General features: G+C 68.2%; 23 protein-coding genes. 18 read left to right on the forward strand and 5 right to left on the reverse strand.

All coding sequences use genetic code 11. The features are described from left to right. The first annotated feature begins 87 nt into the window (after positions 1-87). The 4 genes from dnaA (at position 88) to F0U60_RS00020 (ending at position 3,764) form a co-directional block, all read left to right on the forward strand. The gene (gene dnaA, locus F0U60_RS00005; protein ID WP_395812579.1) at positions 88-1,440 is read left to right on the forward strand and encodes a chromosomal replication initiator protein DnaA; all 1,353 of its coding nucleotides are present in this window, start codon (positions 88-90) and stop codon (positions 1,438-1,440) included. 153 nt (positions 1,441-1,593) lie between these two features. Further along, on the forward strand, positions 1,594-2,040 hold the full coding sequence (locus tag F0U60_RS00010) for a hypothetical protein (protein ID WP_395812581.1): 447 nt from the start codon (positions 1,594-1,596) through the stop codon (positions 2,038-2,040). A gap of 151 nt (positions 2,041-2,191) precedes the next feature. After that, on the forward strand, positions 2,192-2,818 hold the full coding sequence (locus F0U60_RS00015; RefSeq protein ID WP_395812583.1) for an NAD(P)-dependent oxidoreductase: 627 nt from the start codon (positions 2,192-2,194) through the stop codon (positions 2,816-2,818). 121 nt (positions 2,819-2,939) lie between these two features. Next, positions 2,940-3,764, forward strand: a complete 825-nt coding sequence (locus F0U60_RS00020) for a hypothetical protein (protein ID WP_395812585.1) — start codon at positions 2,940-2,942, stop codon at positions 3,762-3,764. 140 nt (positions 3,765-3,904) lie between these two features. Here F0U60_RS00020 and F0U60_RS00025 read toward each other — a convergent pair whose 3' ends face one another. Next, the gene (locus tag F0U60_RS00025; protein WP_395812587.1) at positions 3,905-4,708 is read right to left on the reverse strand and encodes a hypothetical protein; all 804 of its coding nucleotides are present in this window, start codon (positions 4,706-4,708) and stop codon (positions 3,905-3,907) included. Between the two features lie 146 nt (positions 4,709-4,854). Between F0U60_RS00025 and F0U60_RS00030 the strand changes: the two genes are divergently transcribed. From F0U60_RS00030 to F0U60_RS00065, 8 genes are all read left to right on the forward strand, one after another. Next, positions 4,855-5,070 (forward strand): hypothetical protein, encoded by a 216-nt coding sequence (locus F0U60_RS00030; RefSeq protein WP_395812589.1) that lies wholly within the window; start codon positions 4,855-4,857, stop codon positions 5,068-5,070. A gap of 84 nt (positions 5,071-5,154) precedes the next feature. Then, positions 5,155-6,729 (forward strand): PAS domain-containing protein, encoded by a 1,575-nt coding sequence (locus tag F0U60_RS00035; protein WP_395812591.1) that lies wholly within the window; start codon positions 5,155-5,157, stop codon positions 6,727-6,729. Positions 6,730-6,741: 12 nt separating this feature from the next. Beyond that, positions 6,742-7,464 carry a class I SAM-dependent methyltransferase gene (locus F0U60_RS00040; protein WP_395812593.1) on the forward strand — a complete coding sequence of 241 codons (723 nt, stop codon included), beginning with the start codon at positions 6,742-6,744 and terminating at the stop codon, positions 7,462-7,464. A gap of 113 nt (positions 7,465-7,577) precedes the next feature. Next, positions 7,578-8,954, forward strand: coding sequence for a sensor histidine kinase (locus F0U60_RS00045; protein ID WP_395812595.1), 1,377 nt, complete (start codon positions 7,578-7,580; stop codon positions 8,952-8,954). A 136-nt stretch (positions 8,955-9,090) separates the two neighbouring features. Then, positions 9,091-10,023 (forward strand): hypothetical protein, encoded by a 933-nt coding sequence (locus F0U60_RS00050; RefSeq protein ID WP_395804456.1) that lies wholly within the window; start codon positions 9,091-9,093, stop codon positions 10,021-10,023. Next, positions 10,005-10,430 (forward strand): transposase, encoded by a 426-nt coding sequence (locus F0U60_RS00055; RefSeq protein ID WP_395812597.1) that lies wholly within the window; start codon positions 10,005-10,007, stop codon positions 10,428-10,430. The genes F0U60_RS00050 and F0U60_RS00055 overlap by 19 nt, the downstream gene beginning before the upstream one ends. Before the next feature lie 360 nt (positions 10,431-10,790). After that, the gene (locus F0U60_RS00060; RefSeq protein ID WP_395812599.1) at positions 10,791-12,191 is read left to right on the forward strand and encodes a M16 family metallopeptidase; all 1,401 of its coding nucleotides are present in this window, start codon (positions 10,791-10,793) and stop codon (positions 12,189-12,191) included. Further along, positions 12,191-13,693 carry a M16 family metallopeptidase gene (locus F0U60_RS00065; protein WP_395812601.1) on the forward strand — a complete coding sequence of 501 codons (1,503 nt, stop codon included), beginning with the start codon at positions 12,191-12,193 and terminating at the stop codon, positions 13,691-13,693. The genes F0U60_RS00060 and F0U60_RS00065 overlap by 1 nt, the downstream gene beginning before the upstream one ends. A gap of 59 nt (positions 13,694-13,752) precedes the next feature. On the opposite strand, the gene F0U60_RS00070 is transcribed toward F0U60_RS00065, so the two are convergent. Both F0U60_RS00070 and F0U60_RS00075 read right to left on the reverse strand, forming a co-directional pair. Next, positions 13,753-14,049: a hypothetical protein gene (locus F0U60_RS00070; protein WP_395812603.1), complete on the reverse strand. Its 297-nt coding sequence runs from the start codon at positions 14,047-14,049 to the stop codon at positions 13,753-13,755. Positions 14,050-14,184: 135 nt separating this feature from the next. After that, positions 14,185-14,556, reverse strand: coding sequence for a hypothetical protein (locus F0U60_RS00075; RefSeq protein ID WP_395812605.1), 372 nt, complete (start codon positions 14,554-14,556; stop codon positions 14,185-14,187). 292 nt (positions 14,557-14,848) lie between these two features. On the opposite strand from F0U60_RS00075, the gene F0U60_RS00080 reads away from it, so the two are divergent. After that, positions 14,849-15,055, forward strand: coding sequence for a hypothetical protein (locus F0U60_RS00080; RefSeq protein WP_395812607.1), 207 nt, complete (start codon positions 14,849-14,851; stop codon positions 15,053-15,055). Here F0U60_RS00080 and F0U60_RS00085 read toward each other — a convergent pair. Then, positions 15,042-16,034 carry a serine/threonine protein kinase gene (locus F0U60_RS00085; protein ID WP_395825903.1) on the reverse strand — a complete coding sequence of 331 codons (993 nt, stop codon included), beginning with the start codon at positions 16,032-16,034 and terminating at the stop codon, positions 15,042-15,044. The two genes, F0U60_RS00080 and F0U60_RS00085, sit on opposite strands and share 14 nt — an antisense overlap. Positions 16,035-16,203: 169 nt before the next feature. Between F0U60_RS00085 and F0U60_RS00090 the strand changes: the two genes are divergently transcribed. Beyond that, complete coding sequence (locus tag F0U60_RS00090; RefSeq protein WP_395812609.1) at positions 16,204-16,335, forward strand: hypothetical protein; 132 nt, start codon at positions 16,204-16,206, stop codon at positions 16,333-16,335. Continuing rightward, positions 16,332-16,802: an NUDIX hydrolase gene (locus F0U60_RS00095; RefSeq protein ID WP_395812611.1), complete on the forward strand. Its 471-nt coding sequence runs from the start codon at positions 16,332-16,334 to the stop codon at positions 16,800-16,802. Before F0U60_RS00090 ends, F0U60_RS00095 begins: the two co-directional genes overlap by 4 nt. Positions 16,803-16,838: 36 nt before the next feature. Here the strand turns inward: F0U60_RS00095 and F0U60_RS00100 are convergent, their stop codons facing one another. Further along, on the reverse strand, positions 16,839-17,399 hold the full coding sequence (locus F0U60_RS00100) for a hypothetical protein (RefSeq protein ID WP_395812613.1): 561 nt from the start codon (positions 17,397-17,399) through the stop codon (positions 16,839-16,841). Between the two features lie 224 nt (positions 17,400-17,623). Here F0U60_RS00100 and F0U60_RS00105 point away from each other — a divergent pair, with 224 nt between their 5' ends. The 3 genes from F0U60_RS00105 (at position 17,624) to F0U60_RS00115 (ending at position 19,745) form a co-directional block, all read left to right on the forward strand. Next, positions 17,624-18,448, forward strand: coding sequence for an acyl-CoA thioesterase (locus F0U60_RS00105; protein ID WP_395812615.1), 825 nt, complete (start codon positions 17,624-17,626; stop codon positions 18,446-18,448). A 212-nt stretch (positions 18,449-18,660) separates the two neighbouring features. Beyond that, on the forward strand, positions 18,661-19,041 hold the full coding sequence (locus F0U60_RS00110) for a hypothetical protein (RefSeq protein WP_395812617.1): 381 nt from the start codon (positions 18,661-18,663) through the stop codon (positions 19,039-19,041). Between the two features lie 215 nt (positions 19,042-19,256). Then, positions 19,257-19,745: a hypothetical protein gene (locus F0U60_RS00115; protein ID WP_395812619.1), complete on the forward strand. Its 489-nt coding sequence runs from the start codon at positions 19,257-19,259 to the stop codon at positions 19,743-19,745. Positions 19,746-19,761 lie beyond the last annotated feature (16 nt).

Here is a 19,761-nt window from a genome sequence, read left to right on the forward strand (position 1 = left end):
GGGGCCGCAAACTTGATCGCCCAGGGGGGGGCTGTTAGCACGGACGGCCCCCTGCCTGGTGATCCACCAGCGCATCGGAGCCCTACCGTGAACGCGCTCGCCCAAACCCTGCCCCCACCGCCAAGTGCCGAGAATCTCTGGGAAAGGATGCTGGACTGCCTGAGGCAGGACAAGCGGGACTACGCGCTCGGGTGGATCGGCAAGATGCAGCCCCTGGAGGTGCGCGGGGAGAAGCTGGTGCTGGCGGTGCCGGACCGGTTCTACCAGGACTGGGTGGACAACCATTACCGGCGGCTGCTGGAAACGACGCTCGCCCGGGTGACGGACTCGCCGACCACGGTGGCCTATGAGGTGGTGCCGGGCATGGCGCCCCCGCCGGAGCTCAAACCCGCACCCGAGGTCAAATCCGCGGGGGCCCGGCCGCCCCGGCTCAACGCCCGCTTCACCTTCCAGAGCTTCGTGGTGGCCGACAGCAACCAGCTCGCCGCGGCGGCCGCGCACGCCGTGGCCGAGAGTCCGGGCCGGGCCTACAACCCGCTCTATATCTATGGTGGGACAGGGCTGGGCAAGACGCACCTGTTGCACGCCATCGGCAATAAAATCTGGGAGCGCGACCAGACGCAGCGGGTGGTGTACCTGTCGAGCGAGCAGTTCACCAACGAGTACATCGAGAGCGTGCGCGAGCAGCGGATGCCGGAGTTCCGCCGGAAGTTCCGCGAAGAGTGCGACGTGCTGATGATCGACGACGTGCAGTTCCTGGGACGCAAGGAAGAGACGCAGCGGGAGTTCTTCCACACGTTCAACACGCTGCACGAGCAGGGCAAGGCCATCATCCTCACGAGCGACATGGTGCCGGCGGAGGTGCCCGGGCTGGAGGAGCGGCTGCGCAGCCGCTTCAGCATGGGGCTCATCACGGACATCCAGGAGCCGAGCTTCGAGACGCGGGTGGCCATCCTCCAGAAGAAGGCGGTGATGGAGGGGTTGGACCTGCCGGACGAGGTGGCGCACTTCATCGCCCGGAGCTTCCAGAAGAACGTGCGGGAGCTGGAGGGGGCGCTGGTGAAGGTGAGCGCCATCCACTCGCTGTCGAGGCACCCGGTGACGGTGGACTTCGCCTCGCACGTGCTCAAGGACGTGCTGCCGACGCGACAGGTCGTGGATGTGGAGAGCATCCAGAAGGAAGTGGCCCGCTACTACAAGGTGCCGGTGGAGGCGTTGAAGGAGGACCGGCGGCACAAGGCGTTGGCACACGCGCGGCAGGTGGCGATGTACCTGAGCCGCAAGCTGACGAAGGGCTCATTCCCGGAGATCGCCGCGAGGTTCAGCAAGGACCACTCGACGGTAATCTCAGCGGTGCGCAAGGTGGAGAAGCTGCGGGAGACGGACGCGGCAGTGAAGCGCGAGCTGGACGAGCTGGAAGCAAGGCTGACGGGCGAGTGAGCCCCCGCCTCACCCTCTCCCTCTGGGAGAGGGACGGGGTGAGGGTATGCGCCCCCGAGCTGAAGTCCGTACACCTAACCTGACTGGTGGCTTGACGCGGGTTGACCTCATGAGTCAACCTACTCGCGAAGTCACCACGGGAGGTGTGTGTCAATGGATCATTCCACGTCGGTTCCCACGAGAGAGGGAGCGCATTCCCTCACGCCGGGCGAGCAGCGGATCCTGACCCTGATGGAGCAGGGCCAGCAGCGCCTGGAGCAGCGCCTGCAATTGCTGGAAGACAAGCTGGACGCACAAGGCCAGCAGCTCAAGGAGTTGGAGCTCAGGGCGGAGCGAAAGGGCACCGCCAGCAGGATCCGAGACATGCAGCTGGCCTCGGATCTCCAGAATCTCCAGGGCCAACTCGAACAATCCCTGCAGAAGACGCAGGAGTCGATGCTCACAACCTTGTATTTCGAGACGAACAAGCTCCGGACCGAGTTCTCCGAGCGGCTCGAACGGCACAACGCCCGCCTGGAAACCGTGGAGAAGACGCTCGAGCAGCACGGGGAGCGCATCCGTGACAACACGCAGGCCCTCCAGGGCCACGCGACCCCCTAGAGGCTCTTGCGGACAACCCGGCATCAGGAGCGCTATATGACGAGCCGCGCTCGTTCCTGACAGGGCCGAGGGAAACGGAGCCCGTACGGGCTCCGCGACACCCACCGGACCGGCCCCTGCACAGGGAACGGGTCACGGAGGAGTAACACCCATGCGGTTGACGGTCTTTGGAGCGACGGGGCGGGTCGGGCACACGCTGGTGCACGATGCGGTAGCACAGGGGCACGAGGTGACGGCCTATGTGAGAGACCCGCAGCGGCTGGGTGTGAAGCATGGGCGGCTGTTCGTGAAGAAGGGCAGCCTGGAGGACGGCACCGCCGTGGCCGAGGCGGTGCGCGGCTCGGAGGTCGTGGTGAGCGCCATTGGGGCGCGCGACGCGACACATGCGGTGACGGTGGTGACGCAGGCCACCCGCGCCATCGTGGCGGCGATGAAGGCCGAGGGCGTCCAGCGGCTCGTGACGGTCGGCGCGGCGGGACTGCTGCCCCACCCGGCGGGGGGCCTCACCGGAGAGCACGGCCTGCCGCCCTTCCTGCGTTACGCCTTCGAGGACCACCGCAACGCACTGCTCGTGCTCCAGGAGAGCGGACTGGACTGGGTGGTGGTGTGCCCGCCCGTCATGCCCAGCGGCGTGAAGACAGGCAAGTACCGCACCGCCGTGGAGGCGCTGCCCGCCGGCGGCCGTCAGGTCTACCCCGAGGACGTGGCGGACTTCACCCTCAAGGTGGCCGCCAGCAACGAGCTCCACCGCGTGCGCGTGGGCATCGTCGGCGACTGAGCCCTCCGCCCCCGGGCGGGGGACGAGGACCCCGAGCGTGTGGCCGCTCTTCGACCTCAGGGGTCATCCAGGTGCGGTCCCCTGAAGACTTGGCCGGACGTCCCGGGCACCGCCCACGCCCATGAACCTTCGCACTTTTACGCTCCGTCAGACGTTGCTGTCCGCCGCGGCCCTGGCCGTCACCGCCTGTGGTGGCGAAGGGGCCTCGCTGCGCTTCTCCGTCAACGAGTCCCAGTCCACGGCCGCCAGTGCGCTCGTCCGGGGCGCCGAGACGCCGGCACCCGCCGAGACGGCCCCCACGTTCCGCTCCAGCGACGGCGTCACCTTCACGTTGACCGAAGCCCGCATCCACCTGAAGGACATCCGACTGGATCTTCCCCAGGGGACGAAGTGCGCCGAGGTGCGTGGCCTGCTCTCGGGCGCCACCTGCAAGGGCGGCGAGTCCGGCAGCGGCTCGGGGACGGTGCTCATCCCCGGCCCCCTCATCGTGGACCTGATGACGGGCACCACCACTCCGGACCTGTCCGGCCTGCGCCTGCCCGCGGGCACCTACAAGCGCATCGACTTCCGTCTGGACAAGGCCAAGGCCGACGAGGTGGCCAGTGGCGAGCCCCTCGTGGACTACAGCCTGCTGGTGAAGGCCCGCTTCACCCGGGAGAACACCGACAACACGCTGGACCTGAAGCTCGGCTTCAGTGAGGACGCGCGCTTCGAATCCGCCACCGGTGTCGAGGTCGGCGCGGATGACGCGCTGCTCGCGCTGCTCAAGCCCCAGGCGTGGCTCGAGGGTCTGCCCGTGGCCACCTGCCTGGAGAAGGGCGACCTGGAAATCACCAGCAACGTGCTGCACCTCGATGACCAGGCCAAGGGCGACTGCAGCGGCGCCGAGGACACCGTGAAGCGCAACATCAAGAACAGCGGCGACCTGCGCAAGGCCAAGGAGTAGCCCGAACCGGCACGCCTGGCGCGTTCTCAGCCTCGCGCCAGGCGGTCCGGTCCGCACAGGGTGGGTGGCTTCCCACTCCGTTCGGGCCCGGGCCCCCTCCAGGGACCTCCAAGCCTGCGAGGGGGCCGTGCGGAATCCGCTCAGCCCACGGCGAACAGCGCTCGCACCAGCGTAGAGAGCCGCGGCCAGAAGAACCCCACCCACAGCACGAGCGAGCCCAGCCCCAGTCCGAGGGCGGCGAGCGCCTGGCCCCTGCGTCCGATGGGCGGCCGGGCCTCGGGATTCACGCGCCGCAAGGCGACGATGCCGAGCCCCACCGCCACGGGCGCCAAGACCGGCAGAACCACCCCGTAGAGCCCGAGCATCAAACCGAGCCTCGCCAGGGGGTTGTTCTCGTACCGGTCCCACAACCGGAGCAGGACGGCATCCGGGAGGGGCTCGCGGAAGAAGAGCTTGTGCCGGGGATCCTGGTGGAGGGTGAGGGCGACGCCGAAGAGGAAGAGGGCAGGAAGGAGGAGCGCGAGGCCTTCGCGCACCAGGCCAGCCACTCCCAGGCCCACGGCCAGGAGGGGAAGGCCCCTGCGAGCCCACCTCTGGCGAAAGAAGCACCCCAGGCCCAACGCCGAGCAGGCGAGCGCGAGCCCACCGGCGACGGTCGCCCCGCTCCCCAGCAGCGCGGCACCCACCCCCAGCGCCACGAGTCCCCAGAAGCCCAGCATCCAGGCCCACGTGTCCCGCCGGCCCCACAGCTTCTGCCGGAAGGTCTCCAGGTAGTTCACCTCGGGGAGGGCCGAGCAGGCGGTGCAATAGACGGCCTCCAGCACCCAGGTGGCACACGCGTCGCAGAAGAAGCCGCCGCAGCGCCCGCAGATACCCCCCGCGGGCACGTCCGGGTGGACGGCACAGCGGGGACTGACAGCGCTTGGGACATCGGCGAAGGCCATGAGCGCCAGTCTCTCACGAAGTCGCCCGCTCCTCCCTCGATGGACAGGGCAGGCGCCGCTTGTTGCCGCCGCGCCTCACCTCCACCCTCGAAGGAGACGCTGACTGAATCATCCCACCGAAGAGTCCCACCTGAGAGGAGCAAGCCATGGCCGACAAGAACTGGGGCAACTGCAAGGGCTGCCGCTACTTCGGCAGCCACAATCCCCAACCCGAGGACACCGACGTCGCCCAATGCATGGAGCCCGAGCTGCGGGAATTCGACCTCCAGGTCTCCGGCATGAGCGGCTGCAACGAGTTCGAGGCCCGGACGGGCGTCGGCGGCTACGTCCACGAGGAGCCCATCATCCCCACGATGCACTGAGCGTCAGGGGAATCGGCCGCCTGGCCCCGGTGCGGGCTCACACTTTCGAGAAAACCCACCCCGTTTCTGGGGATTGATATCGCTATGCTGCGGAGCATGGCCTCGCTGATGCCCCCACGAGACCCGACCGGCTCCGAAGTGATGCTTGGACCCGGCCCGGCCGCGCTCCTCGACGCCATCCACGCGCTCGTCCTGGTGCTCGATGCCCAGGGGTACATCCTCTACCTCAACCGCCATGGGGAAGGGCTGCTCGGCTACTCCCACCACGAGGTCCACGGCCTGCGCTTGGAGGAGCTCGCCGCGCTGGCCCCCGGGCAGGGGACGGAGGGTGCGGCTCTGGTGCGGCTCGTCGAGGGCCCTCACCCCGCGCAGCACGAGGGCCCTTGGCGCACCCGTGCCGGCTCCGAGCGGTTGCTCGCGTGGAGCACCTCCCGGCTCGCCCCCGGGCTGTTCGGCGCCGAGGACCTGCTCGTGCTCACCGGCGTGGAGATGACGGAGTACGACCGGGCCCTGCGCGAGCAGGTCCGGTTCTTCCAGACGCTCATCGACAGCATCCCCAACCCCATCTTCTACAAGACGCTCGACGGCCGGTACGGCGGCTGCAACCGCGCCTTCGCGGAGATGCACAACAAGTCGCCCGAGGACATCATCGGCAAGTCCGTCTGGGAGATGGCCCCGCCCGAGCTCGCCGCGCGCTACGCCGCCAAGGACCAGGAGCTCTTCGACCGCCCTGGCATCCAGACGTACGAGTCCTCCGTGCGCTTCGGCACGGGCGAGGTGCGCGACGTCATCTTCTACAAGGCCACCTACACCGACGCGCAGGGCAAGCCCGCGGGCCTGGTGGGCATCGTCCTGGACATCACGGACCGCAAGCGCGCCGAGGCCGCCCTGCAGAAGGCCCGCGACGAGCTGGAGGAGCGCGTACGCGAGCGCACCGCCGAGCTGCAGAAGCTCAAGGATGCCGCCGAGGCCGCTGACCGCACCAAGACCGAGTTCCTCAACATCGCCTCGCACGAGCTGCGCACGCCCCTCACCTCCCTGCACCTGGTGCTCACCCAGGCCCGGCGCCAGCTCGAGCGCAACGAGCCCGTCTCCGACGTCACCCTCGTCTCGCGCATGGAGCGCTACACCGGCCGGCTCACCCGGCTGGCGGGGGACTTGCTCGACGCCTCACGGCTGGAGCGCGGCCAGCTCCACATGCGCCCCAGGCCCGTGGACCTGCGCTCCCTGGTGGCCGACGTGGCCGGCGACTTCCGCCAGCAGTACCCCGAGCGCCAGGTGGAGGTGGAGCTGCCCGAGGGCGTCGCCTGGGTGGGCGCGGACCGGGACAGGATTGAGCAGGTGCTGGCCAACTTCCTCGACAACGCGATGAAGTACACCCCGCCGAAGGCCCGCGTGGCCGTGCAGCTCTCCTGCTGGGATGGCACCTTCCGCGTCTCCGTCTCCGACGAGGGCCCGGGCATCCCCGCCGAGGAGCACGCCCGCCTCTTCCAGCGCTTCCACCGGCTCTCCTCCTCCATCCATCAGCCGGGCCTGGGCCTGGGCCTCTACATCTCGCGCGAAATCATCGAGCGCCATGGCGGTACGCTCGGCGTCCTCGGCCACCCGCCCGGCCGCCCCGGCGTCACCTTCTTCTTCGAGCTGCCCCGCTCCCGCTGAAAGCCCCCCCGCATGTTCCATCCCAAGGGACCGAGTTTCGTGGAGCTCCTCCAGCAAGGCCTCAGCTCCGTGGAGCGGGGGTATGACCTGCTCGCCCCCAAGTTCGAGTACACACCCTTCCGCACACCCGAGGCGTTGGTGAAGGCGAGCCTCGAGCTGGTGGGGCCGCCGGGGAGCGTGGAGAGCGGGTTGGACGTGTGCTGCGGCACGGGGGCGGCGATGCGCCACCTCAGGCCGCTGTGCCGCCGGCGCGTGGTGGGGCTGGACATGAGCCAGGGCATGCTGGACGAGGCGCGAAGGCTGCTCGCCGACGCCCCGGGCGAGGCCGCGTTCGAGTTCGTGCGCGGTGACGCGCTGGACCTGCCCTGGCGCGAGGAGTTCGACCTGGTGACGAGCTTCGGCGCCTTCGGCCACATCCTGGAAGAGGACGAGCCGAGGCTGGTGGAGGGCATCCACCGGGCGCTGCGCCCGGGAGGCCGCTTCCTCTTCATCACCGGGGACGAGCCCTCGCGGCTAAGCCCCGGCTACTGGGTGGCGCGGGCCTTCAACGCGGCCATGCGGGTGCGCAACGCGCTCTGGAGGCCGCCCTTCGTCATGTATTACCTCACCTTCCTGCTGCCGCGGGCTCGGGCGCTGCTGGAGGCTCAGGGATTCTCCGTAGAGGCCCGGCGCGACACCCTGCCCGAGCCGTACGCGCGATACGGGTTGAGCGTGGTGATTGCCACCCGGCGCTGAGCAGATCTGGCTGTGCGGCCCTACCGCTAACGTCGTATCATCCCGGGTGCCCTCATCTCGTCTGGAGTCCCGTCGCGCCCATGCACCGCCTGTTAGCCGCTCCGAAGGAACCCTTGCTGTCAACACGGGTCCTGAGCAGAGGGGACCTCCAGCGGCGCAAGACGGCGCTGGTGTTCGCCGCGACCATCCTCCTGACGTATCCCATGGATTTGCTCATCCTGCGGCAGACCCTCCACCTGCCGACCCTGCTGACACGGGTGGCGTGGACGGCGGAGCTGCTGCTCTACCTCGGGGTGTGGGAGCGGCTGGAAGAGCAGCGGGCGCTGCTGCTCATGCACATCAACAGCGGCATCAACAGCGTCTTCTTCCTGCTGCTCGTCTACTTCACCGGAGGAAGCGAGAGCCCGTACCTGGACATGGTGCCCACGCTGCCGTTGTTGATGGCCCTGGTGCACACACGGGACGCGAAGCCGGTGCTGATCACCGGCACCGTCTGTGCGGTGGGCGTCACGGGGGTGTTGCTGCTGACGAACGGCCACGTGGCGAACGCGCTGGTGTGGATCTGCATCGTGGGGGTGACGACGTTCTTCGGGGTGTACGGCTCGGAGCAGCTGCGCAAGGTGCAGGCCGCGGAGAACGAGGCGCGGCTGGAGCGCGCCCGGCGCGAGTCGCTGGAGAAGCTGGCGCTGGCGGAGAGCCACCGGATGCAGTCGGAGAAGCTGGCCACGGTGGGGAGGCTGGCGGCCAGCGTCATCCATGAAATCAACAACCCGCTGGCCTTCGTGCGCTCGAACCTGGAGTTCCTGAGGACGGAGGTGCTGGCGCATCCCCTGCCGGAGGAGTCGAAGGAGGAGCTGCGGGAGGTGTTCGACGAGACGCGCACGGGGGTGGAGCGAATCCGGCAGATCGTGATGGACCTGAGGGGCTTCTCACGGATGGACGCGGATGAGCCGTGCGAGTGCGCGCTGGCGGACGTGGTGACGGACGCGGCGAGGCTGGCGGCGGTGAGGCTGAAGAACGTGGCGAAGCTGAAGGTGGAGGTGCCCACGGGGCTGCCGGAGGTATTCGCGACGAGGCGCAGACTGGCGCAGGTCATCCTCAACCTGCTGGTGAACGCGGGGGACGCGCTAGAGGAGGCGAAGGTGAAGGGGGGCGAGGTGAGGGTGAGGGGAGAGGCGGGGGAGGGGCGGGTAACGCTGCTGGTAGAGGACAACGGCCCGGGATTCCCGCCGGAGACGCTGCCGAGGCTGTTCGAGGCCTTCTACACGACGAAGGGGCCGGAGAAGGGGACGGGGCTGGGGCTGTCCATCTCGCGAGAGCTGGTGGAGCGCTTTGGAGGAACACTGAGCGCGGAGAACCGGCCGGAGGGAGGAGCGAGACTGAAGCTCGAGCTGCCGGTGCACGACCCCACGCCAACTCAAAACAAATACACACACACAGACACAAACACCCCTCTCCCCCTGGGAGAGGGACGGGGTGAGGGTACCTGACCCTGGGGTTGAACCCGTGTCTGCCCCCTCTCCCTCTGGGCTGAAGAATGCACACGCAGAGGGAGAGAGGGAGCAAGGGGTGGGCAAGCAGGAAGGCGCATGACTTGAGCGGTAGGGTCCGATAGGGAGGCAGCCCATGGACGCTGCCGCATTGTATCTGACGTACGAGGTTCTCTATCCGGCCGGGAGTTTCGGTCCCCAGGACGAGGTGTGGCTGAGGGACAGGCTGCTGCACACCCTTCACCTGATGGAGGGGCAGCCTGGGGTCACCCTCAATCGATTGGGCACCAGCCGGGCGGAGCGAATGGGGGCCTACCGGATGGTGGAGAATGAAGACGTCAGCTTCCAGAGGCTGCTGGAGCCGGCGGCCCAGACAGTGGGCAAGGCGGTGGCACAAGGGCTGGCGGGAGAAGTGGCGCTGTGCGTGCACGACCGGACCGAGGTGGAACTCAGTCACCTGTCCATGAGCGGGGTAGGACAGGTGGGCAACCCCGTCTGTCAGGGCTTCTTCGTGCAGACGGCGTTGGTGGTGCAGACGGACGGCGCCGCCTTTGGAGTGCTGGGAGCGTGCACCTGGGAGCGCCCGGCCGCGCAAAGGGGCAAGGCCAAGAGCAGAAAGCAGCGGCCCTTCGAGCAGAAGGAGAGCGTCTTGTGGTGGCGGGCCCTGGTGGAGGCCGAAGAGCGCGTGGGAGAGCCAGGGCGGCTGCTGCACATCATCGACGCCGAAGGAGACATTTTCGAGTTGCTCTCCCGCGCGACCGGCGAGGGCTTTCAGCTGCTGGTGCGCGCCGGCCAGGACAGGCGAGTGGAGGGGGAAGGGGGGAAGCTGTGGGCCACCCTGGAAGGGTTACCCGTGGTGGGCAGCCGGCCGTTGCACGTGTCGGCCCAGCCAGCCCGGGCCGACAGGGTGGCGCGCACGGCACGCGACGCCACGCTGTCGCTGCGCTATGCCCCCCTCACGCTGCTGCCCCCGGGCGCCAGGGTGGGCAGCCGGTGCGGGTGTGGGGCGTACTGGTGCGCGAAGAGGCGCCGCCACAGGGACAGAAAGCCGTGGAGTGGCTGCTGCTGAGCAACGCGCCCATTGAAAGTGAGGAGGCGGCCTGGGGCGCAGTGACGGCCTACCAGAAGAGGTGGGGCATTGAGGAATTGCACAAGGCCCTGAAGACGGGCTGCCGACTGGAGGGGCGTCAGCACGAGGCACGCGAGCACCTGGAGAACCTGCTCGCCCTCACCCTGCTGACCTCCGTCAAGTTGCTGCGCCTGCGCACCCTGAGCCGTACCCTCCCGGATGAGCCCGCCGACGCAGTGCTGGCTCCGGCCGAGGTGCAAGTGCTCCAAGCCATGGCACCCCAACTCTCTCCACGCATGCCCTTGCAAGGGGCGCTGACGCTTCGTCAGGCCCTGCTGCTCATCGCCGCCCTGGGCGGTTACATGGCCAACCCGCAGAAGCGCCCTCCGGGCTGGCTCGTCCTCTAGCGCGGCTACGAACGGCTGCGCGACTACGTCGCGGGCTTCTCCCTTGCCCAGTTCCTTTCCGCCGCCCCCCCGCCTGCCTAGCGTGTGCAATCCTCAGCCCTCTGGGAGAGGGCTGGGGTGAGGGTCGTCCCCGAGCTCGCCCGTGAGCCCCACCAGGAACCCGTCGTCCAGGCGACCCCACAGGACGGTTCGCATGAAACCGCGGAGCGAACCACTCTTCAGATTCCAAGAAAAGGGCCCGTCCGAAGCCGAACGCACCGTGCCCCTCACCCGAATTCCGAGGGGATTCGCGCTCCGTCGGGAACAAGGTGCGTGCTAAGCGGATTGCCTCTGACACACCCGAGGAGGCAACCGCTCCGCATGAAAGCGCTCATCACCGCCGCCGTCCTCGCCCTCGGCCTTCCGGCCTTCGCCCAGCAGCAGGAGGCGAAGCCACTGGGGCCGGGACGCGAGGCACTGGCCATCCCCTACGACAAGTACAAGCTGGCCAACGGGCTGGAGGTCATTCTCGCCCGAGACCCCAAGCTGCCCGTGGTGGCCGTCAACGTCTGGTACCACGTGGGGGCCTACAACGAGCAGCCAGGCCGCACGGGCTTCGCGCACCTCTTCGAGCACATGATGTTCCAGGGCTCCAAGCACGTGCCGGATGACGTGCACATCGCGATGCTCGAGCAGCTGGGCGCCAACGACCTGAACGGCACCACGAACTTCGACCGGACCAACTACTTCGAGACGGTGCCCAGCAACCACCTGGCCACGGCGCTGTGGCTGGAGAGCGACCGCATGGGCTTCCTGCTGGACGCGCTCGACGAGAAGAAGCTGCGCACCCAGCAGGAGGTGGTGAAGAACGAGCGCCGCCAGAGCTACGAGACGCGCCCCTACGGGCTGGCGCAGGAGAAGCTGTGGAAGGCGCTCTTCCCGGCGTCGCACCCGTACCACGGCAGGGTGATTGGCTCCATGGAGGACCTGAACGCGGCCACCGTGGAGGACGTGAAGAGCTTCTTCCGCACGTGGTACGCGCCCTCGAACGCGACGCTGGCGGTGGTGGGGGACTTCGACCCGAAGGAGGCGCGCGCCCTCATCGAGAAGTACTTCGGCACGCTGCCGAGCGGCCCTCGGCCGGACAAGCCCCAGGTGGCCCCGGTGAAGGTGTCCGGCGAGAAGGTCATCCGCCACGACGAGAAGGTGGGCACGCTGCCCATGGTGGTGATGTCCTGGCTCACCCCGCCGTACCTCTCCGAAGGGGACGCCACGGCGGACGTGCTGGCCAACGCGCTGGGCACCGGCAAGTCCAGCCGCCTCTACAAGCGCCTGGTGCAGGACAAGGAGCTGGCCCAGAGCGTGAGCGCCCACCAGCAGAGCCTCGGCGCCCAGTCCGTCTTCACGCTGGAGGCCGTGGCCCGACCCGGCGTCACCAGCGACGCGCTCGCGAAGGAGCTCGACGCGGTGCTGGAGGAGGTGCGCCGCGAGGGGATTGCGCAGCAGGAGCTGAACCGGGCGCGCACGCGCTTCGAGACGCAGATGCTGGCGGGGCTGCAGTCGGTGGGCGGCTTCGGCGGCAAGGCGGACGTGCTGCAGAGCTACAACCACTACCAGGGAGACCCGGGCTTCCTCGACGAGGACCTCGAGCGCTACGACGCGGTGACGCCGGAGAAGGTGCGGGACTTCGCCCGCGAGTACCTCAAGCCTGACGCCCGCGTGGTGCTGCACGCCGTGCCCTCGCAGAACAACCCCGCCCCCGCCGCGAAGGAGACCCACTGATGCGCCGTCTGTTTGTCGCCGTGTCCGTCCTGGCGCTCGCCGCCGCGTGTAAGACGGCTCCGGAGCCCACCCCCGAGCCCTCGCAGCCGCCCGCCTCCGAGGCTCCCGCCACACCGCCCCAGGAGGACGCCGAGGCGTTCCGCAACCAGCCCCCCAAGCCGGGCGAGCCGCCCGAGCTGGTGCTGCCGAAGTTCGAGCAGACGAAGCTGGACAACGGCCTCACCGTGCTGGTGAGCCCGCGCAAGGAATTGCCGCTCGTCTTCGTGGGCGTGGCCTTCGCGTCGGGAGGCTCGCAGGACCCGAAGGGCAAGTGGGGCCTGGCGGATATCTCTTACAAGATGCTGGTGGAGGGCGCGGCCGGGAAGGACGCGCAGGCGTTGGACCAGGCCTTCCAGGACCTTGGAGTGTCCCCCTCGGTGAGCGTCAGCCCGGACGGGGCCTTCGTGGGAGCACGGGTGCTCAAGCGCAACGCGGATGCGGCGCTGGCGCTGCTGTCCGACGTGGTGCGCCGGCCCAACCTCGCGCAGAAGGACTTCGAGCGGCGCAAGAAGCTGCAGCTGGCCGAGTTGGTGCGCGCCATGGGCAGCCCGGGCTTCCTGGCGCAGCAGGCGTACCTGGACGCGGTGTTCGGCCCGGAGCACCCCTATGGGCACCCGGTGAGCGGCCTGCCGGCGACCGTGGACACGGTGACGCTCAAGGACGTGAAGGGCTTCTACCAGAAGAACGTGGGCCCCAAGGCCGCGGCGCTGGTGATGACGGGAGACGTCACGCTGGACGAGGCGGTGACGCTGGCGAAGAAGTACTTCGGCGACTGGAAGGGGAGCGCCACGCTGCCACCGATTCCGCCCACGCCGGCCACGCCGCCGAGGCAGCAGGTGGTGTACGTGCCCAAGGCGGGGTTGGACCAGACGGTGATGGTGCTGGGCCGGCCGGGCGTGGCGGTGGGGCACCCGGACGAGTACGCGCTGGAGCTGGCGACGACGGTGTTCGGCGGCTTCTTCGGCAGCCGGCTGAACATGAACCTGCGTGAGGACAAGGGGTACAGCTACGGAGCGGGGGCGAGCACGGACGCGCGGCTGGGCGTGGGGCCCCTGACGGCCTCGTCGGCGGTGCGCAAGGACGTGACGGGCCCGGCGCTCACCGAGTTCTTCCGCGAGATGAAGGGCATCCGCGAGCGCCCCATCACACAGAAGGAGCTGGAGGCGGCACGCGAGGGCCTCATCCGGGCGATTCCGGGCGGCTTCGAGTCGGTGGAGGGACTGGGCTCGAGCGCCGCGCAGCTCTTCTTCCTGCGCCGGCCGATGGACGAGTTCGCCCGCACGGTGGCGGGGCTGGAGAAGGCGACGCCGGCCGAGGTGCAGCGGGTGGCGGAGACCTACCTGGGCCCGGACGCGATGCAGGTGGTGCTGGTGGGAGACCCGGAGGTCATCCAGCAGCAGGTGGGCCCGATGGAGCTCGGCAAGCTGACCGCGAAGGAGCCGGTGGCCCCGCCGAAGAAGTGACGCGGAAGCAGTGACACGGAAAGGAGGGCCCGTGTCCCCGGCCCTCCCTTCCAGCCGTATCAGTCCCGATCCTTGTCGCGCTCCTCCTGACCGCGGAGCAGGCGGATCTCCTCATCGGCCTCGTCGATGGGGCTGCGGATGTCGGGCACGTACCCGCCCACGGGACCATCGCTGTCGAGCGCGAACTTCTGCTCGCTCGTGGCGTGGATGGAGTCGGCGGCATACAGGGGCCGGGTGTCATCGGCCTCGAGACCGCGCTCGACCCGATCCTTCGCGAAGGGGGGCTTGCCCTCCTCGTGCTCATGCGGGTGGACGGGGTTGTACTTCCTCCCCTTGTCCTTGTCCTTGTCGGCCATGGTGAGGCTCCTCGTGGAATGCGGACGCGCGAGGGTGCGCGTCCCTACTCGACTCAATGTGGGGTGCGTTCGGGGCGCTCCAAGCTTCCCGAGGGAAGGTCGGGCCCTGGCTCGCCCGGCCGGTGCACGAGCGGCTCAGGGCGACTCCGAGGGGGGCGGCTCCGAGGGAGGTGACTCTGTGGGACTCGACTTCAGGTCCAGCCGGACGAGCACCTCATCATCCAGCGCGCCGTCCTGGCTCTCCTGGTAGGAGGCCCGCGCCCGGTCTCCTGATTGGATGGCTGAGCGCTGCACCCGCTTGCCGTCGCGGAAGATGCGGACCGAGTCATCGAGCACGAAGTCCAGATCGCCCTCGTCCGTGCTGATTTCGATCTCATTCGACTCGACCCGGGAGACGACACCCTCGACGGTGTAGAGCCGCTCCAGAGACGTCCCCTCGCCCTGCGCGTGCACCAGGGCGGGGACGAGAGAGGCCGCCAGGGTGGAGAACAAGAAGAGCCGTTTCATCGCCGTCCTCCCAGTTCGCGGTGGCAATCGCCGCACCTCATAAGGTGGAGACGCCGGGTGATGGTGGGCACCCTGGGACGACCGCTCTCTGGAACTCCGACCCGAGCAACGCCCGCCCGCCCGGCCTACGAACGAGGGGCCCGTTCATGCGAATCTCTCCTTCGATGAGTGTCTCCGCCTCTCCGTCCGCCCTCCAGGAAACCGTGCCCTGCGCCCTGCACCCGGAGCGCTCCGCCGACTGTGGGACGCGCGAGCGAACAACCCGCTCGCGAGCCGAGCCCTGGTCTGCGCAATGGTGAGCCTCGTGCTGCCCGTGGTGGCACCTGTGGCGGTGCTGCTCGGCTGGGTCGCTCTGCGTCGGGTGAACCCGGAGGCGCACCCGCCCGTGGGCAAGAAGCTCCAGGCCCTCGAGGCCATGGGGCTCGGAGTCCTCAGCCTGCTGGGCTGGACGTATGTCCTGGTGCGGCTGAAGCTCGGGCTCCCCCTCAATCCCTTGTAAAGGGGAACCCCGGAACCGGGAGAACCGGCACGCGCTCGTGGGTGTCGAGTCCCTGTGGGAAGAGCTCGCCCATGAATTGCTTGCGCATGTCGGCGGGGGACATCGGAGCCTGGGTGCTCATCCAATCCGACAAGGCTTGCTGAAGCGCCTCGGCGGTCGGGTACCGGTCATCTCGTGACCTGGCCAACATACGCTGGAGGATCGCCAGGAGGGCCACATCCAGAGAGGGATTGAACTCCCGCGCGGAAACCAGCCGCCCCTCCACGATTGAGGATATCCGCCCGAAATCGGAGTCAGCGTCACCGAACGGGAGGCCCCCGCACAACATCTGATACAGCAACACGCCCAACGCATAGATATCCGAGCGGGCGTCCATCTCGTGTCCGCGCGCCTGCTCGGGAGAGAAATACACGGGCTTACCCCGCATCACCCCCGTGGCCAACTGCGGCCACTCCCTGTCCATGCCGAAGTAGGCGATCTTCACCTCCCCCTCGAAGCTCATCAGCACGCCACCGCGGTAGACGTTCCTGCGGACGAAGCCCAGAGGCGCTCCCCGCGCATCCAGCCGCGTGTGCAAATAGTGCAGGCCCCGGCATATCTCGATGGCGATGCCCACGGCGATGGGCGCGGGCAACCATTTGAGGCCTCGCGCCCTCCTGGCCTGATGCAGCACATGGCACAGGGAATGGCCATCCACCCATTCCAGGGCCAGGAAGTACTCGCCCGCCACCCGTCCGAAGTCGAGAACCCGCACGAGGTTGTCGTGGCTGAAGCTCACCGCGATGTGGGCCGCTTCGAGAAACATCTCGACGAACGTGGGATCCTGAGCGTTGTAGTCGTACACCCGTTTGATGAATACATCCTGGGTAACACCGAACGCCGCCGTATCGCGGGCCTGGAACCCCAGCGACAATTCCCCCACGTTCAACCGCTTCAGCAATTCGTACCTGCCGAACCGCGTCGTCTGGAAGTCGGGCATATCCAACACGTTATCACTGCTCCGGGCTCGCCGAGCTCGTCACTTGGGCCTCGGCTCCGCCCTTAAGAGCCAATGCTGGCTCTCGCCTAATACAAAGCACGAGGCGATCCATGTCGGTGGAAACTGGCGCCTGGGCCGCCAATGGCCCGGCGAGTGGAATCAGATGCTCATGAAGGCGCTACTCGAAGCCGAGATCGATGCTGGCCGGATGTTGACGCGGAATGAAATCCTCAAGATCGCCGCCTATCGAATGAGGCTCTATAAGCTCCCGGTGGATTTCACCCCTTGGAGAGGAAAATGAACGAGGACCGTTCCTGGGAGGGCAATTGGAAGGCCCGCCTGTATGATCGGGTCCGCGAGCTGGGTTTTGATTCGCTCACCGCCTTCGCTGAAGCGCGTCCTGCCGTTCCGCTCTATTTGCTGGCCGAGGAGCTTGGCGAGGATGACATCGCCGCAGTGCAGGTGTTCAGCGGGTTACTCGCCGAGGCGGAGCAGCGCAAGCGAGTCACGCGCCTGGTGCGCGATGTTCTCGTGCGCGAGCTCGCCGATGGGCTCCCTAGTGGTTGGCCGACAGTGATGGACGATGCAAACCGTTTCGAGGTCGCCATGGCGCTTGGCCGCTGGGCCGCGTACACCCCAGAAACCCATGAGGAGCGCGTCAAACGAGCCAGGGAAGCGCTCCGCGCCTCGCCGCCGCCACCCGGCTGGCGCCCGCTCGGCCCCGACGACGAGTTGCTGCGCACGCTCCTGCCCGACGAGGAAGTCTGAACGTCACCCCCCTGAATGGACTCAAGGCGCCCTGTCTCAGAAAGACCAGCCGACGGAGAGCTGGGCTCGGTAGTCCATCGACACCGTCCACAGGTTGAACCCCGCGAGGGGAGGCCGGTACGTCGCGCCCACGCCCAGCGCGCCCTGCACGGTGAAACCCTGACGCAGAATCAAGCTGTAGCCCGCGAGCACGGCGCCCCCCACGTTCCAGCTCCGCCCCCGCTCGTCCCTCCACGTGCGACCCAGCTCCAACCGGGGACCGAACCACAGCCCCTCCAGCGCCGAGCCCCTCACGTAGAAGCGCACGCCCGGCTCGATTCCCAGTTGCAGGGATGCGGGCTCAGAATTGCCGAAGACGCGGCTCCACTGCCCCAGGTTGAATGACGCCCGCAGCCCCACGGTGGCGGTGAAGCCATCATCCAGCTCCTGCTCTCCCTCCAGCGCGAACCCACCGGGCATCAGCGGCACCGCCACGCCCACGAACGTGCGGCCCTCCCAGGAAGACGAAGCGCTCCGGGAAGCGCCATCGGCCGCGCCCTCCTCAGCCGCGGCCACCGTCATCACCAGAGCCGTCATCACTCCCACGACACCGTGCATGCCACCATCCCAGTCAGGACGCTCGCAAAGCCCGCAGAGCCTCGTGCAACCCTCATGCACGGCCACCGTCCACGATAAGCCCTCGCTGAGAGGCCCCTCCACCCCCTCTCACTGCCACACCGCGTACGCACCCGCCCATTCCACTGAGACACGCCGTACGCACACCCCAGGAGCAACGCGCCTCGGGGCGTGCCCCCTCTGCCCACGTTGGCTAGGGTTCGCCCATGTCCGCGAACACCTCCGAGTCCCCCTTCGTCACCGCCACCACCTGGAGCCCGCTCGGGGAGGGGCGCTACCTCGGCCACATCCGCCCAGAGTGGTTCCAGGGGCGAGGTGCCTATGGCGGGATGCTCGGTGGCTCCCTCCTGCGCTCGATGATGAGCGAGCTGAACGACCCGACCCGCGCGCCGCGCTCGCTCACCGTGCACTTCTGCGCGCCCGTGGCCGAAGGCGAGGCCTCGCTCACCGTCCGCATTGAGCGCGCCGGCCGCCAGGTGACGCACCTCTCCGCGCGCTTGGAGCAGGGGGGTCAGGTGGCCTGCCTCGCGAGCGCCACCTTCGCGACCTCGCGCGAGACGCCGCTCGTCTACACGGATGCACGCGCCCCGAAGGTGCCGCCTCCCTTCGACGTGCCCCCGGTGCCCAGCTCGATGCTCCCCACCTTCGGCGCGCAGTTCGACTACCGCTGGTGCGTGGGGGCCGTGCCCTTCTCGGGCGCCGACGAGGCCCGCGTGGGGGGATGGATTCGCCCGCGTGTCCCGACGCCGCTCGATGCGCCGCTGGTGGTGGGGCTGCTGGATGCGTACCCGCCCGCGGCGCTCGCCCGGGTGAACGGCTTCTGCAACGGCGCTACGGTGGACTACACCGCGCACTTCTACGCGCCGCTGCCGCTCGCCTCGGCCTCGCCCGACGCCTTCTACCTCCGCACCGGCCACTCCCGTCACGCCGCGCAGGGCTACGCGGATGACCTCGCCGAGCTGTGGAGCGCAGATGGCCAACTGCTCGCGCAGCTGCGCCAGATGGCGGCGGTGTTCCCTCCGAGCCGCTAATTCCTGTCTGGTTTTCGCTAGCTTGAAAAAGTAGAGCTGGGCGAAATGACGCACAGCGCAAGAATAGCTTGTAGGGTCGGGAAGTTCGCCTGAAGCATCACAAAATGATAACAAGGCGCCGCTCTCCGGTCACACGGTCACCCGCGTTTTGGAGGGGGGGACGAGGTGAACCAGGGAGCCACTTCCCGCCGTTACCCCATCAGGAGATTCACATGCGCAAGTTCTTCCTTGTGGCCACCGCCGCCGTGTCGATGTTCGCTATGGGCTGCCCCTCGCCGGAATCTGTGTGCCAGACCAAGGCGGAGACCGCCTGTAAGAAGGTCTTCGAGTGCACGCCGGACGCGGTGAAGGCCTCGGACGCGTTCAAGGCCGGCTACGGCGCCAACGTGGACGAGTGCCAGGGCAAGCAGGAAGCGGCGCTCAAGTGCGGCACGATCGAGAACTACGACGAGCTGTGCAACGACGGTACGAACAACGGCAAGGAGTACCAGCTGGGCAAGGCGTCGGACTGCTCGGACCAGGTCCTGGAGATGGCGTGCGCCGACTTCCTCGCCAACAAGCGCCCGGACGTGTGCGCCCAGGTCTGCAAGTAATTCCGCGCGGCACCTCCGGGTGCTGAGGAATTGAAGCACGAAGGGCCGGTCTCCTTTACCGAGGGAGACTGGCCCTTTTCGCATGCGGCGCCAGGTGGGGGAGCTGCACCGAGGGGAGGCAGGGGGGCCACTTCCGCTCCACGCCGGGCTCGGGTACCTTGCGCCGCCCTGCGTTCCGCAGTTCCGCAGTACGCAGCACACCGAGGATCTCAACGATGGCACGGATTTCCCACGACCAGGCCCAGGAGCGTCACGCGTTTCTGCTCGACCTCTTCCGCAACCAGCCGGACATCAGCCGCAACGAGGCGATGGAGGCCTACAAGGACAAGTTCGGGGCGTCGCTGAACGCGAAGACGTTCAACGAGCTGCGCGAGCAGGCGCTGCGGGACGTGGAGAGCCAGGAGGAGAAGGCCGAGGAGACCTCGCCCGAGCCCGAGACGGAGCCGGTGGTGGAGGACGCGGCGTCGAAGCTGAAGGCGGTGGCGACGGCGCCCGAGCTGACGAACGGCGCGAGCGCGCAGCCGGCGGCGAAGAAGCCGAAGGCGAAGGGCCCGGGCGCGAGGAACGTGTTCGTGGACGCGACGCAGGAGCAGCTGCAGTTCCTGGAGCGAGTGCTGCAGCAGTTGCAGGAGGCGGGCGCGGCGAACGTGAAGATTGACCACGCGACGGACCGCTGGATGGTCCTCACGGTGGACTCGAAGTAACGCGCGTCCCACTCCT

It is taken from the genome of Archangium minus, assembly GCF_044360475.1.
In the GTDB taxonomy this organism is placed as follows: domain Bacteria; phylum Myxococcota; class Myxococcia; order Myxococcales; family Myxococcaceae; genus Archangium; species Archangium minus.